The organism is Microbacterium sp. MYb72 (assembly GCF_002979415.1).
GTDB lineage: Bacteria > Actinomycetota > Actinomycetes > Actinomycetales > Microbacteriaceae > Microbacterium > Microbacterium natoriense.
Genome location: NZ_PCOT01000010.1, coordinates 89,643 through 115,620, shown reverse-complemented (window position 1 = coordinate 115,620; position 25,978 = coordinate 89,643). Strand labels below are relative to the sequence as shown.

The following is a 25,978-nucleotide window of genomic DNA, read 5'->3' as shown; positions in this document are numbered from 1 at the left end:
CGGCGCGGAGCGCCCGGGGTCAGCGCGGCTGAGCCCCGAGCAGCTTCGCCCCCGACGGCAGGCGCGTCTCCGCGGCGATCGCCGTGGGGATCGTCTGCGCGATCGACGAGACCGCCGGCGCCGCAGCGGCCAATGCCGCTGGAGCCGCAGGGACCACCAGCTGATACTCGTCGTCGACGACGGATCCTCCTTCGACGAGCATCGAGTGCGTGTCCTGCCCGGTGGCGGTGCTGAACGCCTTCAGCGTGTTGGTCACCGCGGGATCACCCGCGGATCCCCGCGACCAGATGCCGAACCACACGGGGGCGGTGACGGCGGGTCGGGAGTAGAGGTTGCCGTCGCTGCGGGCCACGAGCTGACCTCCGGTGAACTCCTTCGAACGGTCCTCGACGCAGATCAGGCAGTTGCCTCCGGCATCCCCCACCACGTTGTTGACGATCACGGTGTTGCGTGTGATCCACGGCACCGTCGGGTCGGGGTTCGGCTGCCGCGGGTCGTGACCCGCGGCGCTCGTGTCGGATGCGCGGCGCTTGTCCTGGATGATCGCGATGTTGCGCTGATTGCCGACCGCGGTGTTGTTCCAGATCTGGACGTTGCCGGTGTCGATGATGTAGATGCCGTTCAACGCGTTGTCGGACACGATGTTGTCGGCGATGACCGCCTTCTCCGAGAGCTCGAAAACCAGCCCGTTGCCGGTGTTGCCCACGACGTCGTTGCCCGTGAAGGTGATGTCGTAGACGGACTCGTCGAACCAGGGGCCCTGACCGAGGTTGTCGAGGAACGCACTGTCCTTCACCTCGATGTCGCGGGACCTCGTGACCTTGAACGCCCCCGACACCGGCGCCCGGTTGAACTGCTGAGCGTTGTTCCCCACCGACAGCAGGTGGTTCACCCGCAGCCCGTCTGCGGTCGATGCGCCCGCACCGAGCAGACCGTTGCCGAGCACGGAGACGCGGGTGAAGGTCGATCGCGGAGACCAGGTGTAGAGGCCGGTGGTCGAGTTGTCGCGGATCGTGACATCGGAGACCGTGACATCGGCGGCCGCGATGACGACCGTTCCCATCTGGGGCACGCTGGTCGCATAGCGCCTGACGCCGATGCCGCGGAGCACCGTGCCCGCTGAGCGGATCGACAGCGCCTGCGTCAGCGTGCTGGCCTCGACGGGCTTGCCCGACGGGTCTGATCCCATGACCAGCTGCGAGCTGGCCTTGTCGACGTAGAACGTGCCGGCCTTCACCTGCGCACGCGTCGCGACCTCGGTGAGCTGTACCCCGCCGACCCAGAGCTGGTCGGGATGCGCGGCCATCGGGTACTGCGGGTTCACGAACTGCCACCCGGCCGACGTGCCGTCCGGAGCGCCCTTGGTGTAGGTCGGGCTCGCGTCGAGCCTGACGGTCCAGCCGTCCTTGACCCAGACGCCGCCCTCGGCACGCCAGCCGGTCACGGCCTCGGCGCCGTCGAGCCAGACCTCGTCACCCGGGGCCGGCTGGATCGTCACGCGCTTCTGCGGCGGGACGAGCACCTCTTCGTGGTACGAGCCCTTGTGCACGACGATCGTGCCGCCGCTGGGCACCTTGCGCAGCGCCGCGGTGATGGTCTGCATCGGCTGCGACGCCGTGCCGCTGTTGGCGTCGGACCCCGTGCGGGCCACGTGCACTGCGGTCGCAGGCGCGGAGAAGGAGAAGGATCCGGGTGCTGCCGCACCGGCGTCACCGCGCGGGAAGGGCCCGTCGGGGTTCGGGTTCGTCGGAACCTCGGGCTCTGTGGGCTCCGTCGGCTCGGTGGGCTGCTCGGTACCGGCCTTGGCCGCGCGCACGGCGATGGACTCGATCGCGACCTGCGGAGTGCTGCCGCCGCTCGCCGAGTACAGCGCGATGCCGATGCGGCCGCCATCCTTGACGCGCGCTGCCGAAGCGTCCGTCGCCGACACGTTCCACGCTGCGGGCTCGGCACCGGCCACCGGCCATGCCTTGCCCGAGAGGGTGACGGTCGCGGTGCCGGTCGCCTGGAAGGCGATCCGCAGCTCGTCGCCGGCCGCCACCTTTCCCTCGAGACGGGCGGAGGCGAGCACCTCGGCGCTGACGAGCTTCTGCAGCCGGACCAGCTGCAGCTCGGAGCTTCCGTCCGGCATGACGCGCAGGCGGACGGCGTAGGAGGAGTCGCCCACGACGCGGTTCGCCACGCTCAGGTAGATTCCCGAGCCCGCGGTCGGCAGGGCGCGGATGCCGATGTCGGCGGTGACGCGAGAGTCGGCGGCGACCGGGGCCGCAAGGGTCGCGGTGGACGAACGCCCGGCCGCAGGGCTGGAGATGACTCCGGCATCGCCGTCGACGCTGAGGACGGCCGCGCCGGACGCGGTCCACGCCCCACCCAGATCAGCCGAGCCCCATCCGGTGCCGTTCGTGCGATCGAACTGGTCGCAGGCGAGGTCGCCGTCGGCGCAGCCCTTGCTCGTGCCCGTGTCGGGGAGGGTGCCAGGGATCGCCGTGACGTCCTGGATCAGGACGGGCGCCACCGCGCCCCCGGTGGAGGCGTACTCGCTCCACGCGAGTCCGCCCGCGGCGGTGATGCGGGTCGCCGAGGAGTCGGACGCCTTCACCTGCCAGTCGGGGCGGGTCTCCCCCGTGGCCCAGGCGCGCGCCCGAAGCTGGACGGGGTTCGTGCCGACGGCGACGACCTCGACCGAGAAGCCGCTGCCCACCGCGTCGCCCAGGGCGATCGTCTTGCCCGACAGCACGGACGCCGTGAAACCGGAGAACGACACGAGCTCGAGCTCGGTGCGCCCGTCGCCGAGAAGGCGCAGCCGGGCCGCATACGAGCGATCGCCGGAGTCGCGCACGTGGGTGCTCAGGTACACGCCGCTCGACGCGGGGAGCTCCGGCACGGATGCCGTCGTCACCAGGTCGACGTCGGCGGCGGTCGTCGCGTTCCAGCGGACCATCCCGGTGCGCCCGGCTGCCGGGGCCGCCAGTGAGGCCGCTCCCTCGGACACGCTCGTGACGGAGGAGGCGGATGCCGTATAGGCGCCGCCAGCGGGTGCGGAGCCCCAGCCGGAGGCCGAGGTGCGGTCCATGGTGTCGGTGAGGATCGTCCCCGTTGTCGCCGCGTCAGCGCGGGACGTGCCCGTCAGCATCGCGGCGAGCGCGGTGATGACGACGAGGAAGGCGAGGATGCCGTGCGATGCGCGCGCACGACGGAGTCTGGATGGGATGGAAGTCACGTATGAACCGTTCTGTATGCAACAAGACACACCCGTCGCTAACGACAGATGCCCCCATCCGCAGAACAGGGTAGCAGGACTAGCTTGAAGACTTCTCCTGCGCGTAATACGTGGTGCGGCTGCGCGGGAGGCGCACCTTGTTCAGGACGATGCCGATGATGGGCGCGCCCGACCCCTCGAGCGTGCGGATCGTCGCCGCCAGCTGGGGCCTGCTGGTCTTCGATGCGTCGACCACGATGACGACGCCGTCCACGAGAGGCGCGACGAGGTTCGTGTCGGCCACCGTGAGCGCCGGAGGGGAGTCGATCACCACGACGTCGTGCCCCTCGCTGGCGGCGCCGAGGACCTCGGCGAACGCGTGGGAGGTGAGCACGGATGCCGAGTTCGGGGGCACCTCGCCGGAGAGCAGCAGATCGGGTCCGCCCTCGCGCCACGGGATCACCGCTTCGCTGAGCTCGGCGGAGCCGAGGACGACCGATGTGAGCCCGACGGCGGCGTCGAGCCCGAAGATCTCGCCGATGCGCGGGCGTCGGAGATCGGCGTCGATCAGCAGGGTGTTCTCGCCGAGATCGGCGAGGGTGAGGGCGAGGTTCGCCGAGAAGGTCGACTTGCCCTCGGCGGGGGACGCCGACGTGATCAGGAGTCGGCGCGACTGCCCGTCGATGTTGGCGAACGCCAGCGACGCCTGCACCCGCCGGAAGTCCTCCGCGATGTGGCTGCGCGGCTCGCGCACCACGATCAGACCGGCATCCGTCCCCCGCTTGGTGCGGGTGATCGAGCCGAGATAGGGCAGGTCCGTCACACGGGCGAGCGCCGCCTCGTTGCGCACGCGGGTGTCGGCGATCGTCGCGATGAAGGCGACGAGGATGCCGAGGACGAGACCGAGGACGGCGGCGAGGCCGGCATCCTTGCTCTTGTTGGGCAGCGACTGGAACTGCGGGACCACCGCCTCGTCGATGACGGACGGGATGATCGTCGGCTTCTGGTCGACGCCCTTGGCCACGATCGTCTTCACCGCGCTGGACAGCTCCTCGGAGATCGCGTTGGCGATGTCCGTCGCGCGCTGGGCGCCGGTCGACGTCACCTGCACGCTGAGGATCGTGGTGTCCTGCGGGATCGTGATCGCGATGCTGCGGACGAGCTCCTTGGGCGTGATGTCGAGCCCGAGCTCGTCGATGACCGGGGCGAGCACGCGCGACGACGTCGCGAGCTGCGCGAAGGAGAGCATCTGCGACTGGGTGTAGGTCGAGCCCTGGTTGAGATCGGTGCCCGTCGTGCCCTGGTTCATCGCGAAGTACAGCGTCGCCGTCGACTGGTACTGCGGCGTCGTCGTCGCCGAGATGCCGTACCCGACGGCTCCCCCGATGATGGCCATGCCGATGATGACGTACCAGAACTTGCGAATCGCAGACCATGCGCTGGCGAGCGACCAACCCGTCGCGTCAGCTTTCATCCGTGCCCCTCCAGTGCCGGCAAGCGTCGCCTCCCCATGTGACGACGTCGCCGAGCGAACGCGGCGCGTTCTCATGGTAGCCGACCGCCTGCGCGAACCCTGAGGATACGGGGCTCGTGATGCTAGGATGAGCCTGCTCAGCCGTATCCTCGTACGGCGCGCTGGGCATTCATCTGGGGAGATGTGCGGTCGTCATGACCGCGTCTGAAGGGCAGCGGCCCGATCGCGAACGGGGCGCGTCGGGGTCGAGGGGGTTTACGTGCGCGTTCTCATCGCATGGGCGAACGATTCCAGCGTCAATCTGGGAGTCCGCGCGCTCGCGCGCGGGTCCGAGGATCTGGTCAGATCGGTCTGGCCCGACGCGGAGTTCACCTATCTCAACTACGGGCGGCGGCAGCCCGAGGTTCCGTGGAGTCCGCGCGCCCTGGTGCGCGAGCGGGTCACGGGGCGTCTCGGCATGCAGCGCTGGCTCCGCGGCTTCGACCTCGTGTGGGACACCCGCTCGGGCGACAGCTTCGCCGACATCTACGGCCTCACCCGGCACACGACGATGTCGCTGCTGCACGAGTTCGCTGCCCAGGCCGGCGTACCGTCGGTCATGGCGCCGCAGACCATCGGCCCGTTCCACACCCGCCGCGGCCGCGCTCTCGCCCGCCGCAACCTGCGCCGCAGCCGCCTGGTCTTCGCCCGCGACATCGTCAGCGCGAACGCCTCCGCCCAGCTGGGGCGCCCGGTCGCCGCGGTCACGAGCGATCTCGTGTTCGGCATCGACCAGCCGACGCCGTCGGCGACGAAGCGCGACGTGCTGCTGAACGTGTCCGGCCTGCTGTGGAACGACAACCCGCACGTCGACGCCCCGCACTATCGCGACGCCATCCGCCGCATCATCGACGAGCTGCTGGCGGCAGGCCGATCGGTCACGATCTTCCCGCACGTGCTCGACTCGCAGAGCCACGACAACGACGTGCCGGTGAGCCGCGAGCTCGCCGCCGAGTACGACGGACGGGTCGACCTCGTCGTGCCCGCCGACCTCGAGGACGCACGGTCGATCATCGCGGCGAGCGAGCTCGTCATCGGCGCCCGCATGCACGCCTGCCTCAACGCGCTCTCCACCGGCACGCCGGCGATCGCGATGGCCTACTCGCGCAAGTTCGCCCCGCTGATGGATGCCGTCGGCTGGACCCGCGTCGTCTCGATCACCGAGAACGGGGACTGGGCGGGCGAGGTGCTCGCACACGCCACGGCCCCCGATCTGCGCAGCGGCGCAGAAGAGGCCCGCGACAGGGGTCGTGCCCTGCTCGAGCCCCTGGTGGCCGGCCTGAAGCAGTCGCTGTGACCGCGCTGGAGGAGCGCATCGCCGATGTGCTGACCCGCGACGCGTGCTCGGGGTGCGGCCTGTGCCCGCGACTCGATCCCGGCGTCAGCATGCGCCTCGACGACCGCGGCTACCTGCGCCCGACATACGAGGCGGAGTCGGCGCCGATCGACGGAGCGGCCGAGGTGTTCGATCGCTCATGCCCGGGCATGCGCATCACCGCTCCCGCTGCTCCGGAGGGAGCCGAGCACGATGCCCTGCTCGGTCCGAACGTCGGCCTCTGGCAGGCCTGGGCGACCGACGACGACATCCGACGCGCCGGCAGCAGCGGCGGCGCGCTCACGGCGCTGCACGCCTGGCTGCTCGACACCGGCCGGGCCGCCCGCATCACCGGAGCCGCCGCCGAGCGCACCTCCCCGCGGCGCACGGTTCCCGTGACGATCACGACGCGCGAGCAGGCCCTCGCCGCCGCGGGCTCGCGCTACGCGCCCGTCGGCGCCCTGGAGAACCCCGACGTGTTCCGCACTGACAGCGCGGTGGCGGCGAAGCCCTGCGAGGTGGCGGCGCTGCGCGCCGCGGCGCCTCAGCTCGTCGACGGAGAGGCTCCGCTGCTGCTGTCGTTCTTCTGCGCCGGCACGCCGAGCCAGAAGGCCACCGAGTCGCTGCTCACCGAGCTCGGCGTCTCCCCCGACCAGCCCGTCGATGCGCTGCGCTATCGCGGCAACGGCTGGCCCGGCCGCTTCACCGCTCGCAGCGGCGATCTCGAGGTCTCCGCCGACTACGACGAGTCCTGGGGCAGGGTTCTCGGGCCCACCACGCAGTGGCGCTGCAAGATCTGCCCCGACGGCGTCGGACAGGCCGCCGACATCGTGTGCGCCGACTCCTGGGAGACCGACGAACGGGGATACCCGACCTTCGCCGAGGGAGACGGCATCAGCGCCCTCGTCGCCCGCACGCCGCGCGGACGGGACGTGATCCTCGCCGCCGTCGACGCCGGAGTCATCGCCGTGCGTCCGCTCCCCGGCGCGCACCTGCGCGACGCCCAGCCTCTGCAGACAGCACGTCGACAGTTCCTCTTCGCCCGCCTGCTCGGCTCGCGCCTCGCCGGTCGACGCCCTCCGCGCTACCGCGGCTTCGACCTGATCCGCCTGACCGCCGCGCGGCCCCGCGAGGCGATCCGGGTGCTGCGCGGGACGCTCCGCCGGGTGCGCGCGGCACAGAGGCGCTGATGGCCTCGTCCCTCGCGCACTCCGCAGCCCGCGGCGCCTACTTCACCCTCGCCGCGCAGGCCGCGAGGATCATCCTGCAGCTGCTGTCCGTCGTGGTGCTGGCGCGGATCCTCTCCCCGCACGACTACGGTCTGCTGGCGATCGTCCTCGTCGTCGTCGGCCTCGGCGAGATCTTCCGCGACTTCGGCCTCACCTCGGCATCCATCCAGGCGCCCGAGCTGTCCACCGGCCAGCGCGACAACCTGTTCTGGATCAACGCGGCGATCGGCGTGGTGCTCACCGCGATCATGTTCTCGCTGTCGTGGGCGATCGGCGCCGTGACCGGCGAACCCGAGCTCGTGGGCATCTCGCAGTGGCTGTCGCTGACGTTCCTGCTGAACGGACTCGCCACGCAGCACAGGGCCAACCTGATGCGCGACCTCAAGCTGCGTCCCCTCGCCGTCATCGACGTCGCGTCGTCGGCCATCGCCCTCGCGGTCGCGATCGTCGCAGCGGTCGCCGGCATGGGCTACTGGTCCCTGGTGATCCAGCAGCTCGTCACCGGCATCATCCTGCTCGTCGGCGTCGTCGCGGCCGGCCGCTGGCTGCCGCGCCCGTACTCGCGATCGCATCCGGTCAAGCAGCTGGTGAACTTCGGATGGACGCTGGTCGCGACCAACCTGATCGGCTACGCCGCGCGTCAGATCGACACGGTCATGATCAGCTTCCGGTTCGGCACGGCCCCTCTGGGTCTCTACAACCGTGCCTTCCAGCTGATCATGACGCCTCTGACGCAGGTGCGCTCCCCGCTGCAGTCGGTGGCCCTCCCCGTGCTGTCGCGCGTGCAGCAGGACCAGCCGCGCTTCGAGACCTATGTGACGGCCGCGCAGCTCGCGCTGGGCTTCCTGTTCGGCATCCCGGTGGCGATCGTCGCCGGCCTCGCCGAGCCGGCCGTCGACATCATGCTCGGCAGCCGGTGGGCGGAGGCCGCCCCGATGCTGCGCATGTTCGCGATCGCCGGCATCCTGACCACCGTCTCGTTCGTGGGGTACTGGGTGTACCTCGCGCGCGGCCTTGGTGCCGACCTGCTCCGGTACACGATCGTCACCGCCCTCATCAAGGTGGTGTGCATCGTGATCGGCTCGTTCTTCGGCGTCCTCGGCGTCGCCATCGCCTTCGCCGTGCACCCCGCGATCGCGTGGCCCATCTCGCTCGCCTGGCTCTCCCGGATCACGCCGATGCCGCGACGGCAGCTGTACCAGGGCGCCGGGCGCATCATCGCCGTCTCGCTGGCCGCCGGACTCGCCGCCTGGGGCGCCGCGCAGGCCCTCACGGCGACGAACGCCTGGGTGCAGCTCGGAGTGGGGCTGGTGGCCGGTCTCGCGATCTCCGCCGCCGCCCTCGCGATCCCGGTCTACCGTCGCGACGCGAAGACGCTGTCCTCGTTCGTGCGGCTCATGCTGAAGAGGGACGGCAGCGCGGCCTGATCGTCGGCCGCATCGGCATCCCTCCCCTGCTGAGCCCACGCGACGGCGAGGCCGGCGAGGAACCACAGGTACGCGCCTGCCTGCGTGATGAGCGCGACGGCGAAGATCGCGGGCAGCTGGGAGGCCACGGCGATCGACGGCGGCGACGCCTTGCCGGGGCGGAGGATGTACGCCGCGGCGAACACGAGCGCGGCGATCAGGAGCAGTGACGGGATCCACCCGAACCGCAGTGCGAACACGAGGAACGCGTTGTCGACCGACTTCGCGTAGGCGCCGAGATACTCGCCTCCGACGGTGAGTCCGCTCCAGTCGCCCGCGCTGCCGAACAGCTGCACCTGCGACACGAGCGAGAACAGTCCGGAGCGGTAGTCGGCGCTGCCGCCCGCCTCATCGCCCGCCTCGAGGAAGATCTCCCCGACGAAGGGGATGATGATGATCGCGGCGACGACTCCGAGAGCGGCCACCGACCAGCGCATCGCGCGATCGAGCCCGGGGAGCAGCAGCACCGAGAGCACGACGGTGAAGGCGAGGGTCAGCATGCCGATGCGGCTGATGGTCGTGACCGTCGCCGCAGTGACGATGCCGAGCGCGACCAGCCGGACGGCGACCGGCCATCGGGCGGCGACGATGAAGGCGGACGACATCGCGAAGGCCGCGCCCATCGCGATCGAATGGCCCCAGGCGCCCTCGACCCGCAGCCGATCGGCACGGACCTGCAAGCCGCCCCAGCTGGCGTAGAGGTCAGCCCCCATCGCGGGAAGCGACACGAAGATGTTCGTGCCGGTGGCGAACTCGATGAGACCGAGCACGGCCGCCACCGTCACGACGGTGGCGAGCACCGCAGTGACGAACGAGCGCTTCACGCGCGACAGCACCAGTCGACCCCAGATGTACGGCAGCACCCACTCGAGCAGAGCGATCACGGTGGCCGAGAGTCCGGTCATCTTGAGGGCGAACTGCGTCGCCGCCATCAGCGTGAACACCCCCATGATGAGGTCTATCCCGTTGAGGCGGATGTCGGAGATGTTCGTCAGCACCGCGACGAGGGTGAGCAGGGTGATCGCCGACCAGAAGAAGCCGACGTTGACGCCGATCCACACGGGCACGAAGAAGAGGACGAGGGCCCAGACCACGAAGGTGAGACGCGGGCTGGCCCGGAACAACAGGATGCCGATCACGCCCACGCCAGCGGCGATCGCCGCGAGCAGGAGAGTGCTCCCGTTCACGACGATCGCCGCATCAGCAGTTCGGACATCAGCACGAGCCTATGGCACGTGCCCTGGGATTCACCCGTTGTCCGTGACCCGGAAACCGTCGACCCTCAGGACTGCCGGACCGGTGGCGGAGCTCACGCGGTTCGCATGCACCCCGACCGCTCCGGCGGCGTCGATCCCGGTGGTGTCGACGAACGAGGTCTGCCAGGCGGCTGGTTCGGTGGTGCCCTGCTTCCAGAGCTTGGCCGAGATCGTCGTCGAGGCCCCGCCGGACACGTCGACCTTCAGGGTGAAGGCGTCGCCCGCACCGCGCGTGATCCCCGGCACCTGGTACGTCGAGAGCACCGCGGACCCCTGCTGGATCACGATCCACACGGTGCCGTTGGCGTTCAGCCACGCGCGCACGAGGTAGTTGTCCGTGGCGCTCGATCGTGCGATCAGGCCGGCGTACGCCTGCCCCGTGGCCGGTGCGGCATCGGCGCTGAAGTCCATCGACATCGTGACGTTCTTCGCCGACACCGTGTTGAGCAGCATGTTGCGCGTGCTGCCGGCGCCGAGCGTGAGCACGCCCGATCCGTCGACGGATGCTGCGGACGCCGCACCCCCGGAGAGCGTCCACGCGCCACCCAGGTCGGCGGTGCCCCAGCCCGCAGTCGCCGTCCTGCCGAAGTCGTCGCTCGCGACGACCGCTCCGGGCTGCGGACCGACGGGCGGGTCGGTGGCGACCACCTGATGGGTGACGGTGCCGGTGGCGCCGTCGTCATCCGTGACCGTCAGCGTCACAGTGTACGTGCCCGCCGCGGCGTAGGTGTGCGTCGCGGTCGCGCCGGTGCCTGCGGCCGTGCCGTCTCCCCAGTTCCAGGAGTACCCGGCGACGGTGCCGTCGCTGTCCGTCGACGTGGATCCGTCGACCGCGACACCGAGGTTCGTCACCGTGCTCGTGAACGCCGCCGTCGGAGCCACGTTCGGCAGCGGGCCGACCGGGGCCTTGAGGTCGGTGACCCGCAGCGCGTCGAACGAGAACGCCGCGGTCGAGGTGGCGCTGCCGGCGCGGTTCGCGTGGACGCTCGTCCATCCGCTGCCCTGCAGTCCCGCCGTGGCGTCAGTCGTGGAGAGCTGCCAGTCGGCGGGCTCCGCGGTGCCGTCCCTCCAGGTCTTCACCTGGATGGTCGTCGGCGATGCGCCCGAGACCTTGACCGAGAGGCGGAACACGTCTCCCGCCGCCCACGTGGTCGTCAGCGCCTTGGACACCAGGACGGTGCTGTCGCGCTGGATCACCAGCCACAGCTTTCCGTCGTTGCGCATCCACACCCGGGTGAGGTACTCCGAGGTCGCCGACTTGCGGGCGCTCACCCCCACATAGGAGCTGCCGGTGGCAGGGCCCTGATCGGCGGAGTACGTCAGCGTCGTGAGCGTGTCGGCGAGCGACGTGCCCTGCAGGGCCACGTTGCGCGTCTGCCCCGCCGCCAGCGTCAGCTTTCCTGCGCCGCCGGACACGGATGCCGCCGACGCGGCCCCGTTCATCACGGTGTAGGCGCCGCCGAGCTCGGCAGATCCCCATCCGGACGATGCCGTGCGCTCGAAGTCGTCACGGATCGCGAAGGACTGGTCCGCCACCGTGACGGTGCGCGTGGTCGTGGCGGTCGCACCCACGCTGTCGGTCAGCGTGAGGGTGATCGTGAAGTCGCCGGCCGCCGCGTAGACGTGCGAGGCGGTGGCTCCGCTGCCCGCGGGGCTGCCGTCTCCCCAGTTCCACGAGTACGCGAGCGTCGCGGCATCCGATGCCGTGGACGCCGACCCGTCGACCGAGACGGTCAGCGCGTTGGCGGCGGCCGTGAAGCTCGCCACCGGCGCCGCATGGGTCACTATGACGTTCGCGGTCTTCGTCGCCTGCCCGCCGCGGTCGTCGGTCACGGTCAGCGTCACCGCGTACGTGCCCGGCGCCGCATAGGCGTGCGAGGCGGTGACGCCCGAGCCGGCCGCGGAGCCGTCGCCCCAGTTCCAGGAGTACGACGCGATCGTGCCGTCGGGGTCAGCCGACGTCGCGCCGTTCACCGAGGCCGTGAGGCCCGATGCCGTCGAGGTGAAGTCCGCCGTCGGCAGCACGTTGGGCCCGGTGACGGCGACCTGGTGCGTGACGGTACCCGTGAGGCCACGGCTGTCCGTGACGCTCAGCACGACGTCGTAGGTGCCGGAGGCCCCGTAGACGTGAGTCGGGGTCGCGCCGGTTCCGTTGTGGCCGTCGCCGAAGTCCCACGCGTAGCCCGTGATCGTCTGTCCTGCGTCGACCGTGCTGGCCGTCGCGTCGAACGCCACAGACAGGTTCGTCGGCGTGGAGCTGAACGCGGCGGTCGGTGCGTGGATGCCGGCGCCCACCGCGTAGTGGGCGGCGACCTGCGCGGCGCTCAGCGCCGTCGGGTAGACCGCGAACTCGTCGACCGTGCCGTTGAACTCCCAGCGTCCGGGGGCGTCGGGCCAGCCGCCCATGTTGTCCCCGCCCACGCGCCAGTAGCCGTCGTAGCCCTGCGCATCGGTGACCGAGGCGTCCTGCGCGATGAGGGCACCGTCGACGTACAGCTTCATGCCGTCATCGCCGAGCGACGTCACCGCGTGGTGCCACTGACCGTCGTTGTACGAGGCGCTCGACGACACCGTGCGCACCCCGCCCGGGTAGACGCCGAACGTCAGTCGTCCGTTGTTCTGCATGTACAGATGCCGGTCGTAGTTCCCGGAGAAGCCGGTCTGCTGGTTGCCGAAGCCGACGATCTTGCCGCCGTCGGTGGTGGTGGTCTTGAACCACACCTCGGTGGAGAAGACGTTCGGCCCGCTGACCGAGGACCCGGACGAGACGAGGCCTGATGTCGTGCCGTCGAGCTTCGACGCCGACGTCCCGGTGGTGCCCTCGACGGCTCCCGGCGACGTGACGCTCACCCCGCTGCTGAACAACGGGGCGGCTCCCCCGGCCCAGTCCGTGGTGGTGCTTCCCAGCGGATAGTAGAGCTGTGCGCCGTCATCGAGCACGGCGTTGGCGTAGTCGGAGGCCGATCCGCTCGTCGCCGTGGCCGTGACCGGTTGACTGGTGGCGGCGTTGCCGTTCGCGTCGACCGCTCTCACGGTATAGGTGTACGTGGATCCCGGTGCGACCGTCTTGTCGCTCAACGAGAGCTGCGTCTTGTTCCACCACCCCGACGAAACGACCTTCTGGTCGAGCACGCCGGCTGTACCCGTGCGCAGGAGCTGGTAGGTCAGGTCGCGGTCGTCACGATCCCAGTTGACCGGGATGGACACGCGGATGCGGCCAGGAGATGCGGTCGCCGCCGTCGGGGCGCCCCAGCTCGCGCCGGTGAGACGCGGTCCCTGCTTCGCGCCGCCCGAGGGCGTCGTCGAGAACCGCACGATGCCCTGGTAGCGCTGGCCGTTGACGCTCGTGAACTCGCCGGCGACGGAGATGTAGTCCCCCACGCCGGTGATGGAGAGACCGGCCTGACCGAGTCCGGACGCCGTGCCGACCGTGAAGTCGGGGTACCAGGCGTATCCGGACGGGGAGGGCGTGCCGCTCCAGTCCTTGTAGATGGAGCCGACGGAGACCGAGCGGCTCAGGGTCCCCTCGGCCGTCGTGGTGAAGGCCTCCATGTAGCGGTACTGACGCACCGGCTGCTCGGGCCACAGGTTCACGGTCTCGCACTGGTGCATGTGACTCGTCGCGTAGACGACCTTGCCGGTGGAGTAGACGCCGTAGTGGTCGCCGTGGCAGTCGGCCACCCAGCGGATCGCACCGCTGCCTGCGTCCGCGGCGAAGACGCCCTCGAGGTTGCCGGTGTTGACGTCGGAGAAGACCCAGCCGGTGCCGTAGACGCCCGTGGCATCGGTGGACAGGGCGAAGATGCCCGCCTTTCCGGATGCCGCGCCGTTGATGACCGTGCTGTTCGCCTGCCATCCGGTGTTCACGACACCGGAGACGGGGTCGATGGCCGAGAGCCCGCGCTGCGAGGCGAGACCGTTGACCATGGAGAAGCGGCCGCCCGCGATGATCTGCGAGCCGTCGGGGTCGGTGACGAGCGCGTCGACCTGCAGGTCAGACGTCGGAGCCCAGCTCCGCAGAGCGCCGTTCGAGGTCGCGAAGGCGGCGAAGTTCTTGCGGGCGGTCCCGTTGGCCTGAGTGAAGTTGCCTGCCACGTAGACGGAGTCGCCGAGCAGGGTGATGCCGAACACGCCGACCCCGCCGACGGAGGGGGTGAAGCCGGAGATCAGCTGACCGGTCTGGGCGTCGAGGGCGGCGAAGTTGAAGCGCGCGGCGCCGTTCACCTGGGTGAAGGAGCCGCCGATGTAGATGCGCGACCCGTCCGTCGAGTGCGCGATCGACTTGATCACGCCGTTGACCGACGGCGCGAAGGGCAGGAGATTGCCGGTCGTGATGTCGTAGGCGAGGATGTTGCTGCGCGGAGTCAGGTTCGTGCCGGGAGCGGCGAGCGCGGCCCGTGCGTTCGAGAAGCTGCCCGCCGCGTACACGGTGTTGCCGACCGTGGTCTGCGCCCACACGTAGCCGGAGTCGATCTGCACCGTCGGCAACGCGTCGGCCGTCGCCACGTCGGCGGTTCGCTGGAGGAACGGCGCCTTGGCGGTGGGGACGGCTGCGGATGCCGTGACGGGAGCGATCAGCGCTGCGCTGAAGGCGAGGACGATGCCGACGAATGCGGCGAACACCGCGCGCCAGCGCGCGGTCCTGCGACGTGCGACCAGAGTGCTCATCAGGCGACCTTTCCGAATGTGACTGCCACGGGCTCCCCGACGGCATGGCTGACGGAGGCTGTGGCCGGAAGGCCAGACGCAGTGAATTCGAACAGCGCCGAATTCCCTGTTCGGCGCGTGCACCGATGACGGTTCACGTGATCCCCAGTTTCCCCAGTATTACGGCCACTCCCCTAAGCGGTCGCATTGGTATATTACCCCGTCGCCCTCATCTCCGTCGAGGGGTGTTTCTGCAGATTTCCACCGATTTCACGCAAGAAAGCGGCCGCCCCTCGCAGAGAAATGTCTCGGCGAGAGGCGACCGCCTGTCGACTCTTCGTTTGCGGCCGGATCAGCCGTTGTCGAGAACCCGGAAGTTGTCGACGGAGATGACGGTCGGAGCGGTGGCGGAGCTGACACGGTTGCCGTGCACTCCGACGGCGCCAGCCGCGTCGATACCGGTGGTGTCGACGAACGAGGTCTGCCAGTTCGCCGGCTCCTCGGCGCCCTGACGCCACAGCTTCGCCGAGATCGTCGTGGATGCTCCGCCGGATGCGTCGACCTTGAGGGTGAACGCGTCTCCGGCGCCGCGAGTGATTCCCGGGACCACATAAGTGGACAGCACAGCGGATCCTTGCTGGATCACGATCGACACGGTCCCGTTCGCGTTCAGCCAGGCGCGCACGAGATAGTTGTCCGTGGCGCTCGATCGTGCGATCAGGCCGACATATGCGGACCCGGTGGACGGAGCCGCATCGGCGCTGAAATCAGCCGACATCGTCACATTCTTCGCGGACACCGAATTCAGCAGCATATTGCGCGTTCCGCCCGCCGCGAGGGTGAGCTTTCCGACGCCGTCTGCGACGGATGCGGCCGATGCCGCACCGCCCGTGAGAGTCCACGCACCGCCGACGTCCGACGGGCCCCAGCCCGAGGTCGCCGTGCGGGCGAACACATCGCGCGCGATCGCCGGGTCCACGACGGGCGGGTCGGTGGCGACGACCTGGTGGGTGACGGTGCCGGTGGCGCCGTCGTCATCCGTGACCGTCAGCGTCACGTCGTACGTGCCCGCCGCGGCATAGGTGTGCGTCGCGGTCGCGCCGGCGCCTGCGGCGGTGCCGTCTCCCCAGTTCCAGGAGTACCCGGCGACGGTGCCGTCGCTGTCCGTCGACGTCGATCCGTCGACCGCGACACCGAGGTTCGTCACGGTGCTCGTGAACGCCGCCGTCGGAGCCACATTCGGCAGCGGGGCCTTGAGGTCGGTGACCCGCAGCGAGTCGAACGAGAAGACCGCGGTCGACGTCGCCGTGGATCCACGGGATGCGTGCACGCTCGTCCAGCCGGTCCCCTGCAGGTCGGCGGTCGAGTCGGTCACGGTGAGCTGCCAGTCGGCGGGCTCGATCGCTCCGTCCTTCCAGGTCTTCACCTGGATGGTCGTCGGCGACGCACCGCTGACGTTCACCGCGAGACGGAACACGTCTCCTGCGGCCCACGTCGTGGTGAGCGCCTGCGTGGCGATCACGGTGCTGCCGCGCTGGACGGTGAGCCAGAGCTTGCCGTCGGTCCGCATCCAGACGCGGGCCAGGTACTCGTTCGTCGCGGACTTGCGTGCGCTCACGCCGACGTAGGATCCGCCGGTGGACGGCGCCTGGTCGATCGAGTACGACAGAGACGTCAGCGTGTCGGCGAGCGACGTGCCCTGCAGTGCCACGTTGCGCGTCTGACCGGTGGCGAGAGTCAGCAGTCCTCGACCGCCCGCGACGGATGCCGCGGCCGCCGCCCCGTTCATCACGGTGTACGCGCCGCCGGCCTCGGCAGATCCCCAGCCGGATGCCGCGGTGCGCTCGAAGTCGTCGCGGATCGCGAACGGCTTGTCGGCGACGGTCGCCGTGCGGGTGGTCGTCGCGGTCGCGCCGAGGCTGTCGGTCACCGTCAGGGTGATCGTGTAGTTGCCGGCCGCTGCGTAGTGGTGCGACGCGGTCGCTCCGCTGCCCGCGGCCGAGCCGTCGCCCCAGTTCCAGGAGTAGCTGAGCGTCGCGGCATCCGACGCTGTCGAGGCCGAGGCGTTGACGTTCACGTCGAGCACATTCGGGCTCGCCTCGAACGACGCGACCGGAGCGGCATGCGTCACGACGACGTCGCCCGTCTTGGTCGCCTGACCGCCGCGGTCATCCGTCACCGTGAGCGTCACGGTGTAGGTTCCCGCCGCCCCGTAGGCATGCGTGGCCGTGGCTCCGGCACCAGCGGGCGTTCCGTCGCCCCAGTTCCAGGAGTACCCGGCGATCGTGCCGTCGGAGTCGGCGGACGGCAGGCCGTTCACCGATGCGGTGAGTCCGGAGACCGTGGAGGTGAAGTCCGCCGTCGGCAGGACGTTCGGCGCGAGGGCCGTGACCTGCTGGGTGGCCACCCCGATGATCCCGCGGCTGTCCGTGGCGGTGAGCGTGACGGTGTACGTGCCGGAGGCGGCGTACACGTGCGTGGGCGTCGCGCCGGTCGCGGTCTGTCCGTCGCCGAAGTTCCAGGAGTAGCCCGTGATGGTCTGTCCGGTGTCGGCGGTTGCGGTGCCGGTGAAGGCGACCGAGAGGTCGGTCGCGGCCGTGGTGAACGAGGCCGTCGGGGCCTTGAAGCCCATACCCGTCGCGTAGTGCTGCGCGACCTGCGCGGCCGTCAGCGCGTTCGGGTAGACCGCGAACTCGTCGATGCTGCCGGCGAAGGAGTTCGACGTCGGTGCGCTCGGCCATCCGCTCAGGTTGTCGTAGCCGACGCGCCAGTAGCCGACGTAGTTGTCCTGCGCGGCGACCACGGAGGTGTCCTGCGCCACGGCCTTGCCGTCGACGTAGAGAACCATGCCCGCCGGGCCCAGTGTCGAGACGACGTGGTGCCACTTGTTGTCGTTGTACGACGTCGTGGTGGTCACGGTCTTGGTCGACCCCGGGTACACGCCGTAGATCAGGCGGCCGTTGTTCAGCATGTAGACGTTGCGGTCGTTGGTGCCGGAGCTGCCCGTCTGCGAGGTGCCGTAGCCGAAGATCTTGCCACCACGGGTGGTGTTCGTCTTGAACCAGGCCTCGGCGGCGTAGTTGTCGTCGCCCTTCGACGAGGTCGCCGACGAGACGCGGCCCGACGTGGAGCCGCTGAAGCTGGAGGCGCTGGCGCCGGTCGTGCCCTGCACGGCTCCGGGCGACGTGTTGTTCACGCCGCTGCCCACGACCGGGTTCGCGCCGCCGGCCCAGTTGCCGCCGAGGCTGCCGAGCGGGTAGTACAGCTCGGCGCGGTCGTTGAGAACCAGGTTGGCGTAGTCGGAGCCCGTGCCGCCGGCGGCGGTCACCGAGACCGGCTGGCTGAGCGCGGAGTTGCCGTCGGCATCCACCGCCTTGACCGTGTAGGTGTAGTTGGTTCCGGGTGCGGCCGTGGTGTCGTTGAGGACGACCGCGCCGACCTGCCACCACACCGACTGCGTGGTCACCTGATCGACCGGAGTGGCCGAGTCGGAACGGAGCAGCTGGTAGGTGAGGTCGCGGTTGTCGCGATCCCAGTTCGTTGTGGTCGACACGCGCACGCGTCCGGACTGCGTCGACGTCGCCGTCGGCGTGGTCCAGTCGGTGCCGGACAGTCGCGGCCCCTGCTTGGCGCCGCCCGCGGGCTTGGAGGAGAAGCGCACGATGCCCTGGAACATCTTGTTGTTCACGCTCGTGAACTCTCCCGCGACGGCGACGTAGTCGCCGGCGCCCGTGATCGACAGGCCCGCCTGGCCCAGACCCGACGTATTGCCGACCGTGTAGTCGGGGGTCACCGCGTACGCGGAAGGGGAGGCCGTGCCGTTCCAGTCGGCGTAGGTCGTGCCCGCCGTGAGGCTCCGCGTGAGCGTGCCCTCGGCGGTGGCGGTGAAGGCGAGCATGTAGCGCCAGGTGCGCGTGCTCTGCTCGGGCCAGAGGTTGGCCGTCTCGCAGGCGTGCGTGTGGCTCGTGGTGTAGACGACCTTGCCGGTCGAGTACACGCCGTAGTTGTCGCCGTGGCAGTCGGCCACCCAGCGGATCGCTCCGGTGCCCGCCTCGGCAGCGAACGCGCCCTCGAGGTTTCCCGACGCGGCGTTCGCGTAGACCCAGCCGGTGCCGTAGACGCCGGACTGGTCGACGGACAGGCCGAAGATGCCGGTCTTGCCCGCGTAGCTCGAGCTCAGCGGTGCGCCGTTCTTCACGGTGTTCGGTGCGGCCCATCCGGTGTCGATGCCGCCGGTGGTCGGATCGAGAGCCACGAGCCCGCGCTGGGTCGCGTTGTTGATGAGGTAGAAGCGTCCGCCGGCGATCACGTGCTGCCCGCCGGGCTCCATGACGAGCGCGTCGACCTGCTGGTCGGAGGTCGGCGCCCAGTCGCGCAGCGCCCCGTTCGAGGTCGCGAAGGCCGCGAAGTTCTTGCGCGCCACCGTGTTCGCCTGCGTGAAGTTGCCCGCCACGTACACGGAGTCCGCGCTCACCGCGATGCCGTACACGCCGGCGCCGCCGACAGCGGGCGCGAAGCCCGGGATCAGCTGCCCGGTCTGGGCGTCGAGGGCCGCGAAGTTGTACCGCGCGGTGCCGTTGACCTGCGTGAACGAGCCGCCGATGTAGATGCGCGATCCGTCGGGAGACGCCGCGACGGCCTTGATCACGCCGTTCACTGCAGGAGCGAAGCCCTGCAGCTCACCCGTCGTGATGTCGTAGGCAAGGATGTTGCTGCGCGGGGTCAGGCTCGTGCCCGGAGCCGCGAGCGCGGCCCGCGCGTTCGTGAAGCTGCCGCCCGCGTAGACGATGTTGCCGATCGTGGCCTGCGCCCACACGTACCCCGAGTCGATCTGGACCGTCGGCAGCGGGTCGGAGGTGATCACGTCGTTCGTGCGCTCGAGCAGAGGCGCCTTCGCCGCCGGCACCGCCGCGGACGCGGCGTTCGGGACGGCGACGACAGCGGCCGCTGCGAGAGCGATGCCGACGCCGAACGCCAGGGCCGCCCGCAGACGCGAGCGCGAAGTTCCAGCCTGAACAGCCATCAGGAGACCTTTCCGGTGAAGATCGCCACGGGCTCACCGGCGGCGTAGTTGACGGAGACGGCGACGTCGCGACCGGACGCGGAGCCGAGCATGAAGACATAGCGACCGGTTGCGGACTTCCCCGGTGCGAGTGAGCCGGTCAGCGGCGCGGGATCGCCCGCGGTCGTGCCGATGCCGGGCTCGCCGTCCTGCGCGTTGACGGTGACGACGGCGGAGTCGAGACTCTGCGCGGCATCCGTGCCGTTCTTCGCGGTGACGGTGACGACGACGGCGGTTCCGGAGACCTCGCCGGGCGTCTCCGCCTTGACGGTCACGGACTCGACCTTGTCGATCACCACGGAGATGCCGGTGTCGAAGGCGACGGTCTCGCCGACGGCGGCATCCTGCGTCGGAAGCGGAGCCGCGGTCTGCGGGCCGTCCCCGGCGTCGGGACTCTCGGTCGCGCCGGGCGGCAGGATCTGCGTCGCGCTCGGCGACGGAGACGGCGAAGCGCCGTCCGTCTCAGCGGGCGCGCATGCGGCAAGGGTGAGCATCGCCGCGATGACGACGGCTCCCCCGACAGTTTTTGACAGCGTCGAATACCCCGTTCGACGCGTGCACCAATGAAGGCTCACGTTTTTTCCCCAGTTTTCCCCAGTGGCGGCTCCCCTAAGCCGCTCCCATGCGCGACTCCCTAAGTCGCACAACCCGAATCCTACTGGACGGGTGCCCTCCGTGTCGAGAGAAAAGGCAAAGTCGGATCCGTGGCCATCGCCCTGACCAGCTCTGCGACCGTCTTCTGCACCTGCTGGAGCGTCGCGGCATGAGCACGACGACCGGCGCCGTGCCCGTCTGCGATGTCGAAGGGGTGAGCAGCGCGCCGCCACGGACGCGCCCGCTTCACCGGAACCTGCTGGAGCCCGCGCTGCGCATCGAGGTGCGCGGCGAAGTCCCGCACGAGGTCGTCACCGACCGCGCCCGGTCTCGGTGCGAACCCCGGAGCGAGCCACAGGGCCTCGCGCATCGTGAAGACCCGGCGCCGCGCACCCGGAACCAGCGACACGACCGCCGCGCGGGAACTCGTCGTCGCCGTCAGGATCAGATCCGCGTCCTCGATCTCCTCGGCGCCGAGCTGGAGCGACTGATGCCGTCGAGACCGCGCGAGCCAGGTCTCGTCCTCGCGCATCTCCGCCACGAGCCGACAGGCGGAGTGGGCCTGCAGAGCCTGCGCTCCTCGACTGGAGACCCGCACCCCCGCGAGCGAGGCGCGCTGCGAGAACTCCTCGGCAAGGAGGAACTCCGCTGCGACCGAACGGCACACGTTCGCGTCGCAGACCGTGAGGATGCCGCTCATCGTCCCGTCGCCTTCCCCCGGCTCACCCGGAAGCCGTCGCGGACCCCGCGCGCATAGGCGCGCCACGGGGCAGTGGACAGAAGCTGGCGTCGACCACCCTGAAGGAGGATCCCGTACCCGACGCGCAGCGAGGAGCGCCGCCACCGGCGGATGCCGTCCTGATCGAGATGCTTGCGGGCGTACATCATCCGGTTGCGGATGTTGAAGTAGTAGTACGTCGGCGACTTCGCACGATCGGTGGTCTCGCCCTCGTGGGTGCCGCCCTCGTCGTGGACGACGACCGCGTCGGCCAGCACGAGCGCCCCGCCGGCATCGAGCACACGATGCGAGAGGTCGATGTCCTCCCAGTACAGGAAGTACTCCTCGTCGAATCCGTCGAGGTCCCGCCACACGTCGGCGGACAGCGCGAAGCACGCGCCGGTGGCCCACTCGCGTCGAGGGCGGCCCTCGTGCCTCGCCCTGGCCGCGCGCCCGGCGGTCGTGCCGTCATCGAGGTAGAGGTCGGCTCCCGCGAACCAGTTGGCGCCCGCTCCCGTGACGATGCGGGGAGACACGAGATCTCGGGTGCCGTGCGCGGCGTCGACGATCCGACGCAGGTCGTCGATCGCGATGCTCGCATCGGGGTTGAGAGGCACGATCACCTCGGCGCCGAGCTCGAGCGCCCGCGCCGCCCCGGCATTGGTCCCGCCGCCGTAGCCGAGGTTCTCGTCGAGCAGCACGCACTCGGCGCCCAGCGCGTCGGCCACGGTGCGGACGGCCTCGCGCTCGGCCGCGGAGCTGAAGCTGTCGACGATGACCAGTCGCCCCTCCGGGGGCAGCGCGAGACGGCCGAAGTTCTCGGCGATCAGCGCACTGGAACCGTAGTTGACCGTGACGACCGCGAACGCGGGTGCGGCAGCCATGCCGCTCAGCCGTCCTCGCGGTCGAGCGCGCTGATCTCACGGAACCACTTCACGGCGGCGAGCGCGAGGAACAGCGCGTTGATCAGGGCGAGCACCGCGTAGACGGCGAGGAAGCCGGTCGTCCATCCCCACAGGGCGAACACCAGGCACAGCAGCCCGAAATCGGTGGGCAGCAGGATCATCGACCGCAGGAAGGTGCCACCGCCGCGGGAGTGCGTCGACTGCACTCCCTTCTTCTGCTTCAGCAGGTCGTTGAGGAGCATCCCGAAGAACGTCACGACGTCGACCACCGAGAAGGCGAGCGGGATGAGCAGCCACGGCGTGCCGGCGAGCGGGGTGTGCAGCTGCAGAGCGAGCAGCACGACGAGGTGCAGCGAGGCGATCTTCAGCGCGTCGACGAAGTGGTCGAGCCACTCGCCCGCGAGGCTGCCGCCGCCGCGGAGCCGTGCGATCTGGCCATCGGCCGAGTCCCACGCGTAGCCGAGGGCGAGCAGCAGGGCGACGAGGATGCCGGTCCACCACGCCGCCGGGAGGAGGAGCAGGAGCGCGAGACCGGTGAACGTGTGCACGGCGCTGATGGCCGTGGCCTGGTTCGGCGTGATGCCCACGCGGAACGCGAAGGCGGCCAGCATCCGCCCGACCCTGCGGTTCACGTACACCGAGTAGCCGGGCGCCCCGCGGGCATGGCCCTTCTGCGCAGCGGCCAGCTGCCGGTATGCGGCAGCGAAGGATGCGGACATGTCGACTCCCCTATGTCACGACCCGCGGGCACCCCACATGCCCGGGTCATTCCCGACCAGTGTAGAGCCCGACTGCTGGCACACTGGAACCATGGGGAACAAATCAGGGGGTTCTGCGCGCCCGATCAGGGTGATGCAGTCGTTCGGGGCGCCGCGCCCCACATCCAATCCGTATGTGCACATGCTGGATGAGGCGCTGGCGTCGACGCCGGGCGTCGAGCACCGGCGCTTCGACCGCCGTCAGGCGCTGTTCGGCCGACTCGACGCCATCCAGTTCCACTGGCCGGAGACGCTGTTCGGCTCAGGGACGGGTGCGAAGGGCCTCGCCCGTCGGGCGTACGCGATCGCGCTGCGGGCCCGCATCTCGATGGGCCGGGTCGCCGTCATCCGCACCGTGCACAACGTCGAGCTCCCTGGCGACGTCTCCCCCTGGCAGCGCCGCTACCTCGAATGGGTGGAGCGTCGCACCGATCACCGCATCGTGCTCAACGAGCTGACGGAGCTGCCGGAGGGCGCGGAGTCGACGCTGATCCCGCACGGCCACTACCGCGACTGGTTCGCCGATGTCGAGAAGACGGATGCCGCTCCCGGAACCCTCGGATTCGTCGGCCTCGTGCGACGGTACAAGGGCGTCGAGGACCTGATCCGCGTCTTCTCGGAGACGGCGGAGATCGCCCCCGAGCTGCGGCTGCGCATCGCCGGCAACCCGACCAGCGCCGGCCTCGCCGACGAGGTGCGGGCGAGCGCGAAGGCCGACGGCCGCATCGAGCTCGACCTCCGCTACCTGTCGGAGCCCGACTTCGCCCGCGCCGTCATGAGCAGTTCCGGCATCGTGCTGCCCTACCGCTTCATGCATAACTCCGGCACCGTGCTCGCGGCGCTGTCCCTGAACCGCCCCGTGCTGGTGCCCCGCACCGCCGTTAACGAAGCCCTGTCGGCGGAGGTCGGCCCCGGCTGGATCACGATGTTCGACGAGGAGCTCGCAGCATCCGACCTCCTGGCGTTCGCCGAGGCGATCCGCACCCTTCCCGCCGGTGAGCCCGACCTCTCGGCCCGTGACTGGGACCGGGCGGGCGTCGCCCATCGCGAGGCCTTCACGCGCGCGGTGGCGCACCGTCGCGGAGCAACACGATGACCGAGTCCGTGCTGATCGCCGTCCCGACGTACCGACGCGCTGCTCTGCTGCCCCCTCTGGTCGCGGCGATCCGCACGCAGACCGATGGGCTGCGCACGCGCATCCTGCTCGTCGACAACGACCCGGAGCGATCCGCCGAGGTCGTCGCCGGAGAGCTGGGCGTCGAGTACCTCTCGGAGACGACCCCCGGTATCGCCGCCGTCCGGCAGGCGGCCCTCGACGCGGCATCCGACGACGAGCTCACGGTCATGATCGACGACGACGTGTTCCCCGAGGACGGGTGGCTGCACGGCCTGGTCGACGTCTGGCGCGACACACGTGCGGCCGTCGTGATGGGCTACGTCCGCTACGTATGGCCCGAGGGCACCGATCCGTGGATCGCCGCGGGCGGCTTCATGCGCCGCACGCGCTTCCCGAACGGCAAGCGGCTCGACTCCCTCGCCACGGGGAACGTGCTCGTCGACACCGCCCAGGTGCGGGCCCTCGGCGTGCGCTTCGACGTCTCGCTCGGTCTCATCGGCGGCGAGGACAACGTGTTCGGCCGCGCCATCGTCGCGCGGGGAGGATCGATCGTGGCCTCCGCCGACTCCGTGGCCCGCGACGACATCGCGCCCGAGCGCACGACGCGCGAGTTCGTGCACCGCCGCGCGATCTCGCACGGGCAGGCCCGCGTGCGGCTGCTGATCCGGGAGGCGCCGGCGTGGAAGCGCCCGCTCCTGCACGTCGCGCACCTGGTCGGCGGAGCGGTGCGCTGGGTCGCCTTCACCGGCGGACGCGCGGTCTCGGCTCTGCGACGCGACACGGCGGCGAACGCCGTCTACCAGCGGCGCGCCTGGTTCGCGCAGGGACGGATGCTCGCCGCCCTCGGCATCGTGCGCGGCGAGTACGCCCGCCCGAAGAACTAGAGCTCCCCCGGCCGCATCGCCTCGGCGTCGATCGCCCTGATGACCCTGAGCGCCGCGGTGTCGACGGAAGGCTCCTCCGCGGCATCCGCCTTCCGCCGCCGACGCGGCGCGTAGACGACGAGGGAGTGGAACAGGAACCGGGCGAAGAACGCGACGATCAGCGAGAGCGCCGTGGCGAGCACGCTGGAGATGTGCCAGCTCGAGGCCATCAGCGCCATCACCGGGATGCGCAGTGCCGCCTCGGCGTTGTTGAACGCGAACGACGAGGCGAAGCGGATGCCGAGGGCCCTGGCGTCCGTGCGCATGTCGGCGAAGACGAAGCGCTCCTGCAGCAGGAAGTTGCCGATGATCGTGACCTCGGCGCCGATGATCGCCGCCCAGATGTCCGGCACTCCCGCCTCGACGAGCAGCCACATGATGCCGAGATTGGCGACGGCGCCGATGACGCCGATCATCGCGAACAGCGACATCTTCCCGAAGCGGAGCCTGGCCAGGTGGGCGATGAACGTGGCCCCCTGCCGGAGGCTCGCCTTGGATGTGCCGTGGCGTCGCTCGGCGAACTCCATCGGCACCTCGGCGATGCGCAGGTCGGTGCGCGCGAGGATCTCGAGGAGGATCTTGAACCCCTGCGGTCGGAGCGCGTCGAGGTCGAGCCTGCTGCGGTCGACCAGGAAGAAGCCGGTCATCGGGTCGGTGCTGCGCGCGAGGCGGATCGGGAACATCGCCCTGGTCAGCCAGGTCGCGGCGCGCGACACCCCGAATCTCACGGCCGTGCCGAGCCCGCTGGTGTCGCCTCCGCCGATGTAGCGCGACGCCGCGACGACGTCGGCGCCGCCCTCGTCGTGGCGGTCGAGGAGCGAGGGCAGCAGCTCAGGCGGATGCTGCAGGTCGCCGTCCATGACGATGCAGAGGTCGGATGCCGCGGCCTTGAGTCCGACGACCACGGCGCCGCCGAGTCCGCCGGTGTTGTCTTCGCGGTGGATCACGCGGACGGGCAGGGGCGCGTCGGCCGCGACCCGCTCGACCTCGAGAGCGGTGTCATCGGTGCTGTCGTCGACGAAGAGGATCTCGGTGTCGCGCCCCGCGAGCGCGGCGGCGGTGCGTGCGACGAGCTCCGCGACGTTGTCGCGCTCGTTGTACGTCGGCACGATGACCGTGACCTCTGCCACCACCTGATCCCCCTCTTCGGATGCCGACTCCATCGTTTCACGGGTTGCTATGAGTTGAGAACGTCCCCGCTCACTTCATAAACAACCTTTCCATATTCGGCCCCGCGTGAGAAGGGTCAGAACCGGGCACTCCCCGCTTCGGGCGA

At 70.1% G+C, this 25,978-nt stretch carries 15 protein-coding genes; 5 read left to right on the top strand and 10 right to left on the bottom strand.

The features are described 5' to 3' along the window. Positions 1-19: 19 nt before the first annotated feature. Entirely contained in the window at positions 20-3,220 is a 3,201-nt protein-coding gene (locus CQ047_RS07810) for a right-handed parallel beta-helix repeat-containing protein (protein WP_258132530.1), read from the bottom strand. 79 nt (positions 3,221-3,299) lie between these two features. Then, positions 3,300-4,673, bottom strand: a complete 1,374-nt coding sequence (locus CQ047_RS07805) for a polysaccharide biosynthesis tyrosine autokinase (RefSeq protein WP_181155869.1) — start codon at positions 4,671-4,673, stop codon at positions 3,300-3,302. A gap of 259 nt (positions 4,674-4,932) precedes the next feature. Here CQ047_RS07805 and CQ047_RS07800 point away from each other — a divergent pair, with 259 nt between their 5' ends. Genes CQ047_RS07800 through CQ047_RS07790 form a run of 3 tightly spaced genes read left to right on the top strand, consistent with a single transcriptional unit; the run spans position 4,933 to position 8,683 of the window. After that, on the top strand, positions 4,933-6,009 hold the full coding sequence (locus CQ047_RS07800; RefSeq protein WP_105673942.1) for a polysaccharide pyruvyl transferase family protein: 1,077 nt from the start codon (positions 4,933-4,935) through the stop codon (positions 6,007-6,009). Continuing rightward, positions 6,006-7,217 carry a Coenzyme F420 hydrogenase/dehydrogenase, beta subunit C-terminal domain gene (locus tag CQ047_RS07795; RefSeq protein ID WP_105673940.1) on the top strand — a complete coding sequence of 404 codons (1,212 nt, stop codon included), beginning with the start codon at positions 6,006-6,008 and terminating at the stop codon, positions 7,215-7,217. Before CQ047_RS07800 ends, CQ047_RS07795 begins: the two co-directional genes overlap by 4 nt. Then, positions 7,217-8,683 carry a lipopolysaccharide biosynthesis protein gene (locus tag CQ047_RS07790; protein ID WP_105673938.1) on the top strand — a complete coding sequence of 489 codons (1,467 nt, stop codon included), beginning with the start codon at positions 7,217-7,219 and terminating at the stop codon, positions 8,681-8,683. The genes CQ047_RS07795 and CQ047_RS07790 overlap by 1 nt, the downstream gene beginning before the upstream one ends. Here the strand turns inward: CQ047_RS07790 and CQ047_RS07785 are convergent. The 7 genes from CQ047_RS07785 to CQ047_RS07755 form a co-directional block, all read right to left on the bottom strand. Then, positions 8,611-9,909 (bottom strand): hypothetical protein, encoded by a 1,299-nt coding sequence (locus tag CQ047_RS07785; RefSeq protein WP_105673936.1) that lies wholly within the window; start codon positions 9,907-9,909, stop codon positions 8,611-8,613. The genes CQ047_RS07790 and CQ047_RS07785 overlap by 73 nt on opposite strands. 60 nt (positions 9,910-9,969) lie before the next feature. Beyond that, the gene (locus CQ047_RS07780) at positions 9,970-14,646 is read right to left on the bottom strand and encodes a PKD domain-containing protein (RefSeq protein ID WP_105673934.1); all 4,677 of its coding nucleotides are present in this window, start codon (positions 14,644-14,646) and stop codon (positions 9,970-9,972) included. A gap of 331 nt (positions 14,647-14,977) precedes the next feature. Then, the gene (locus CQ047_RS19175) at positions 14,978-19,648 is read right to left on the bottom strand and encodes a PKD domain-containing protein (RefSeq protein WP_105673932.1); all 4,671 of its coding nucleotides are present in this window, start codon (positions 19,646-19,648) and stop codon (positions 14,978-14,980) included. Next, positions 19,648-20,262, bottom strand: coding sequence for a DUF4352 domain-containing protein (locus tag CQ047_RS07770; protein WP_146114291.1), 615 nt, complete (start codon positions 20,260-20,262; stop codon positions 19,648-19,650). The genes CQ047_RS19175 and CQ047_RS07770 overlap by 1 nt, the downstream gene beginning before the upstream one ends. An 80-nt stretch (positions 20,263-20,342) precedes the next feature. Next, entirely contained in the window at positions 20,343-20,981 is a 639-nt protein-coding gene (locus CQ047_RS07765) for a hypothetical protein (RefSeq protein WP_105673928.1), read from the bottom strand. Next, entirely contained in the window at positions 20,978-21,883 is a 906-nt protein-coding gene (locus tag CQ047_RS07760) for a glycosyltransferase family 2 protein (protein WP_105673926.1), read from the bottom strand. The genes CQ047_RS07765 and CQ047_RS07760 overlap by 4 nt, the downstream gene beginning before the upstream one ends. Before the next feature lie 5 nt (positions 21,884-21,888). Then, the gene (locus CQ047_RS07755; protein ID WP_105673924.1) at positions 21,889-22,623 is read right to left on the bottom strand and encodes a CDP-alcohol phosphatidyltransferase family protein; all 735 of its coding nucleotides are present in this window, start codon (positions 22,621-22,623) and stop codon (positions 21,889-21,891) included. A gap of 181 nt (positions 22,624-22,804) precedes the next feature. Here CQ047_RS07755 and CQ047_RS07750 point away from each other — a divergent pair, with 181 nt between their 5' ends. Then, positions 22,805-23,758 (top strand): glycosyltransferase, encoded by a 954-nt coding sequence (locus CQ047_RS07750; protein ID WP_223587484.1) that lies wholly within the window; start codon positions 22,805-22,807, stop codon positions 23,756-23,758. Further along, a complete protein-coding gene (locus CQ047_RS07745; RefSeq protein ID WP_105673919.1) occupies positions 23,755-24,663 on the top strand; it encodes a glycosyltransferase family 2 protein in 909 nt (302 codons plus the stop codon). The genes CQ047_RS07750 and CQ047_RS07745 overlap by 4 nt, the downstream gene beginning before the upstream one ends. Here CQ047_RS07745 and CQ047_RS07740 read toward each other — a convergent pair. Further along, positions 24,660-25,865: a glycosyltransferase gene (locus CQ047_RS07740; protein WP_105673917.1), complete on the bottom strand. Its 1,206-nt coding sequence runs from the start codon at positions 25,863-25,865 to the stop codon at positions 24,660-24,662. The genes CQ047_RS07745 and CQ047_RS07740 overlap by 4 nt on opposite strands. Between the last annotated feature and the right edge of the window lie 113 nt (positions 25,866-25,978).

Bases quoted from the DNA above. Each gene is read 5' to 3' on its own strand.
- CQ047_RS07805 (WP_181155869.1), bottom strand. From the start codon at position 4,673: ATGAAAGCTGACGCGACGGGTTGGTCGCTCGCCAGCGCATGGTCTGCG.
- CQ047_RS07790 (WP_105673938.1), top strand. From the start codon at position 7,217: ATGGCCTCGTCCCTCGCGCACTCCGCAGCCCGCGGCGCCTACTTCACC.
- CQ047_RS07780 (WP_105673934.1), bottom strand. From the start codon at position 14,646: ATGAGCACTCTGGTCGCACGTCGCAGGACCGCGCGCTGGCGCGCGGTG.
- CQ047_RS19175 (WP_105673932.1), bottom strand. From the start codon at position 19,648: ATGGCTGTTCAGGCTGGAACTTCGCGCTCGCGTCTGCGGGCGGCCCTG.
- CQ047_RS07765 (WP_105673928.1), bottom strand. From the start codon at position 20,981: ATGAGCGGCATCCTCACGGTCTGCGACGCGAACGTGTGCCGTTCGGTC.
- CQ047_RS07760 (WP_105673926.1), bottom strand. From the start codon at position 21,883: ATGGCTGCCGCACCCGCGTTCGCGGTCGTCACGGTCAACTACGGTTCC.
- CQ047_RS07755 (WP_105673924.1), bottom strand. From the start codon at position 22,623: ATGTCCGCATCCTTCGCTGCCGCATACCGGCAGCTGGCCGCTGCGCAG.
- CQ047_RS07750 (WP_223587484.1), top strand. From the start codon at position 22,805: ATGCTGGATGAGGCGCTGGCGTCGACGCCGGGCGTCGAGCACCGGCGC.
- CQ047_RS07745 (WP_105673919.1), top strand. From the start codon at position 23,755: ATGACCGAGTCCGTGCTGATCGCCGTCCCGACGTACCGACGCGCTGCT.
- CQ047_RS07740 (WP_105673917.1), bottom strand. From the start codon at position 25,865: ATGGAGTCGGCATCCGAAGAGGGGGATCAGGTGGTGGCAGAGGTCACG.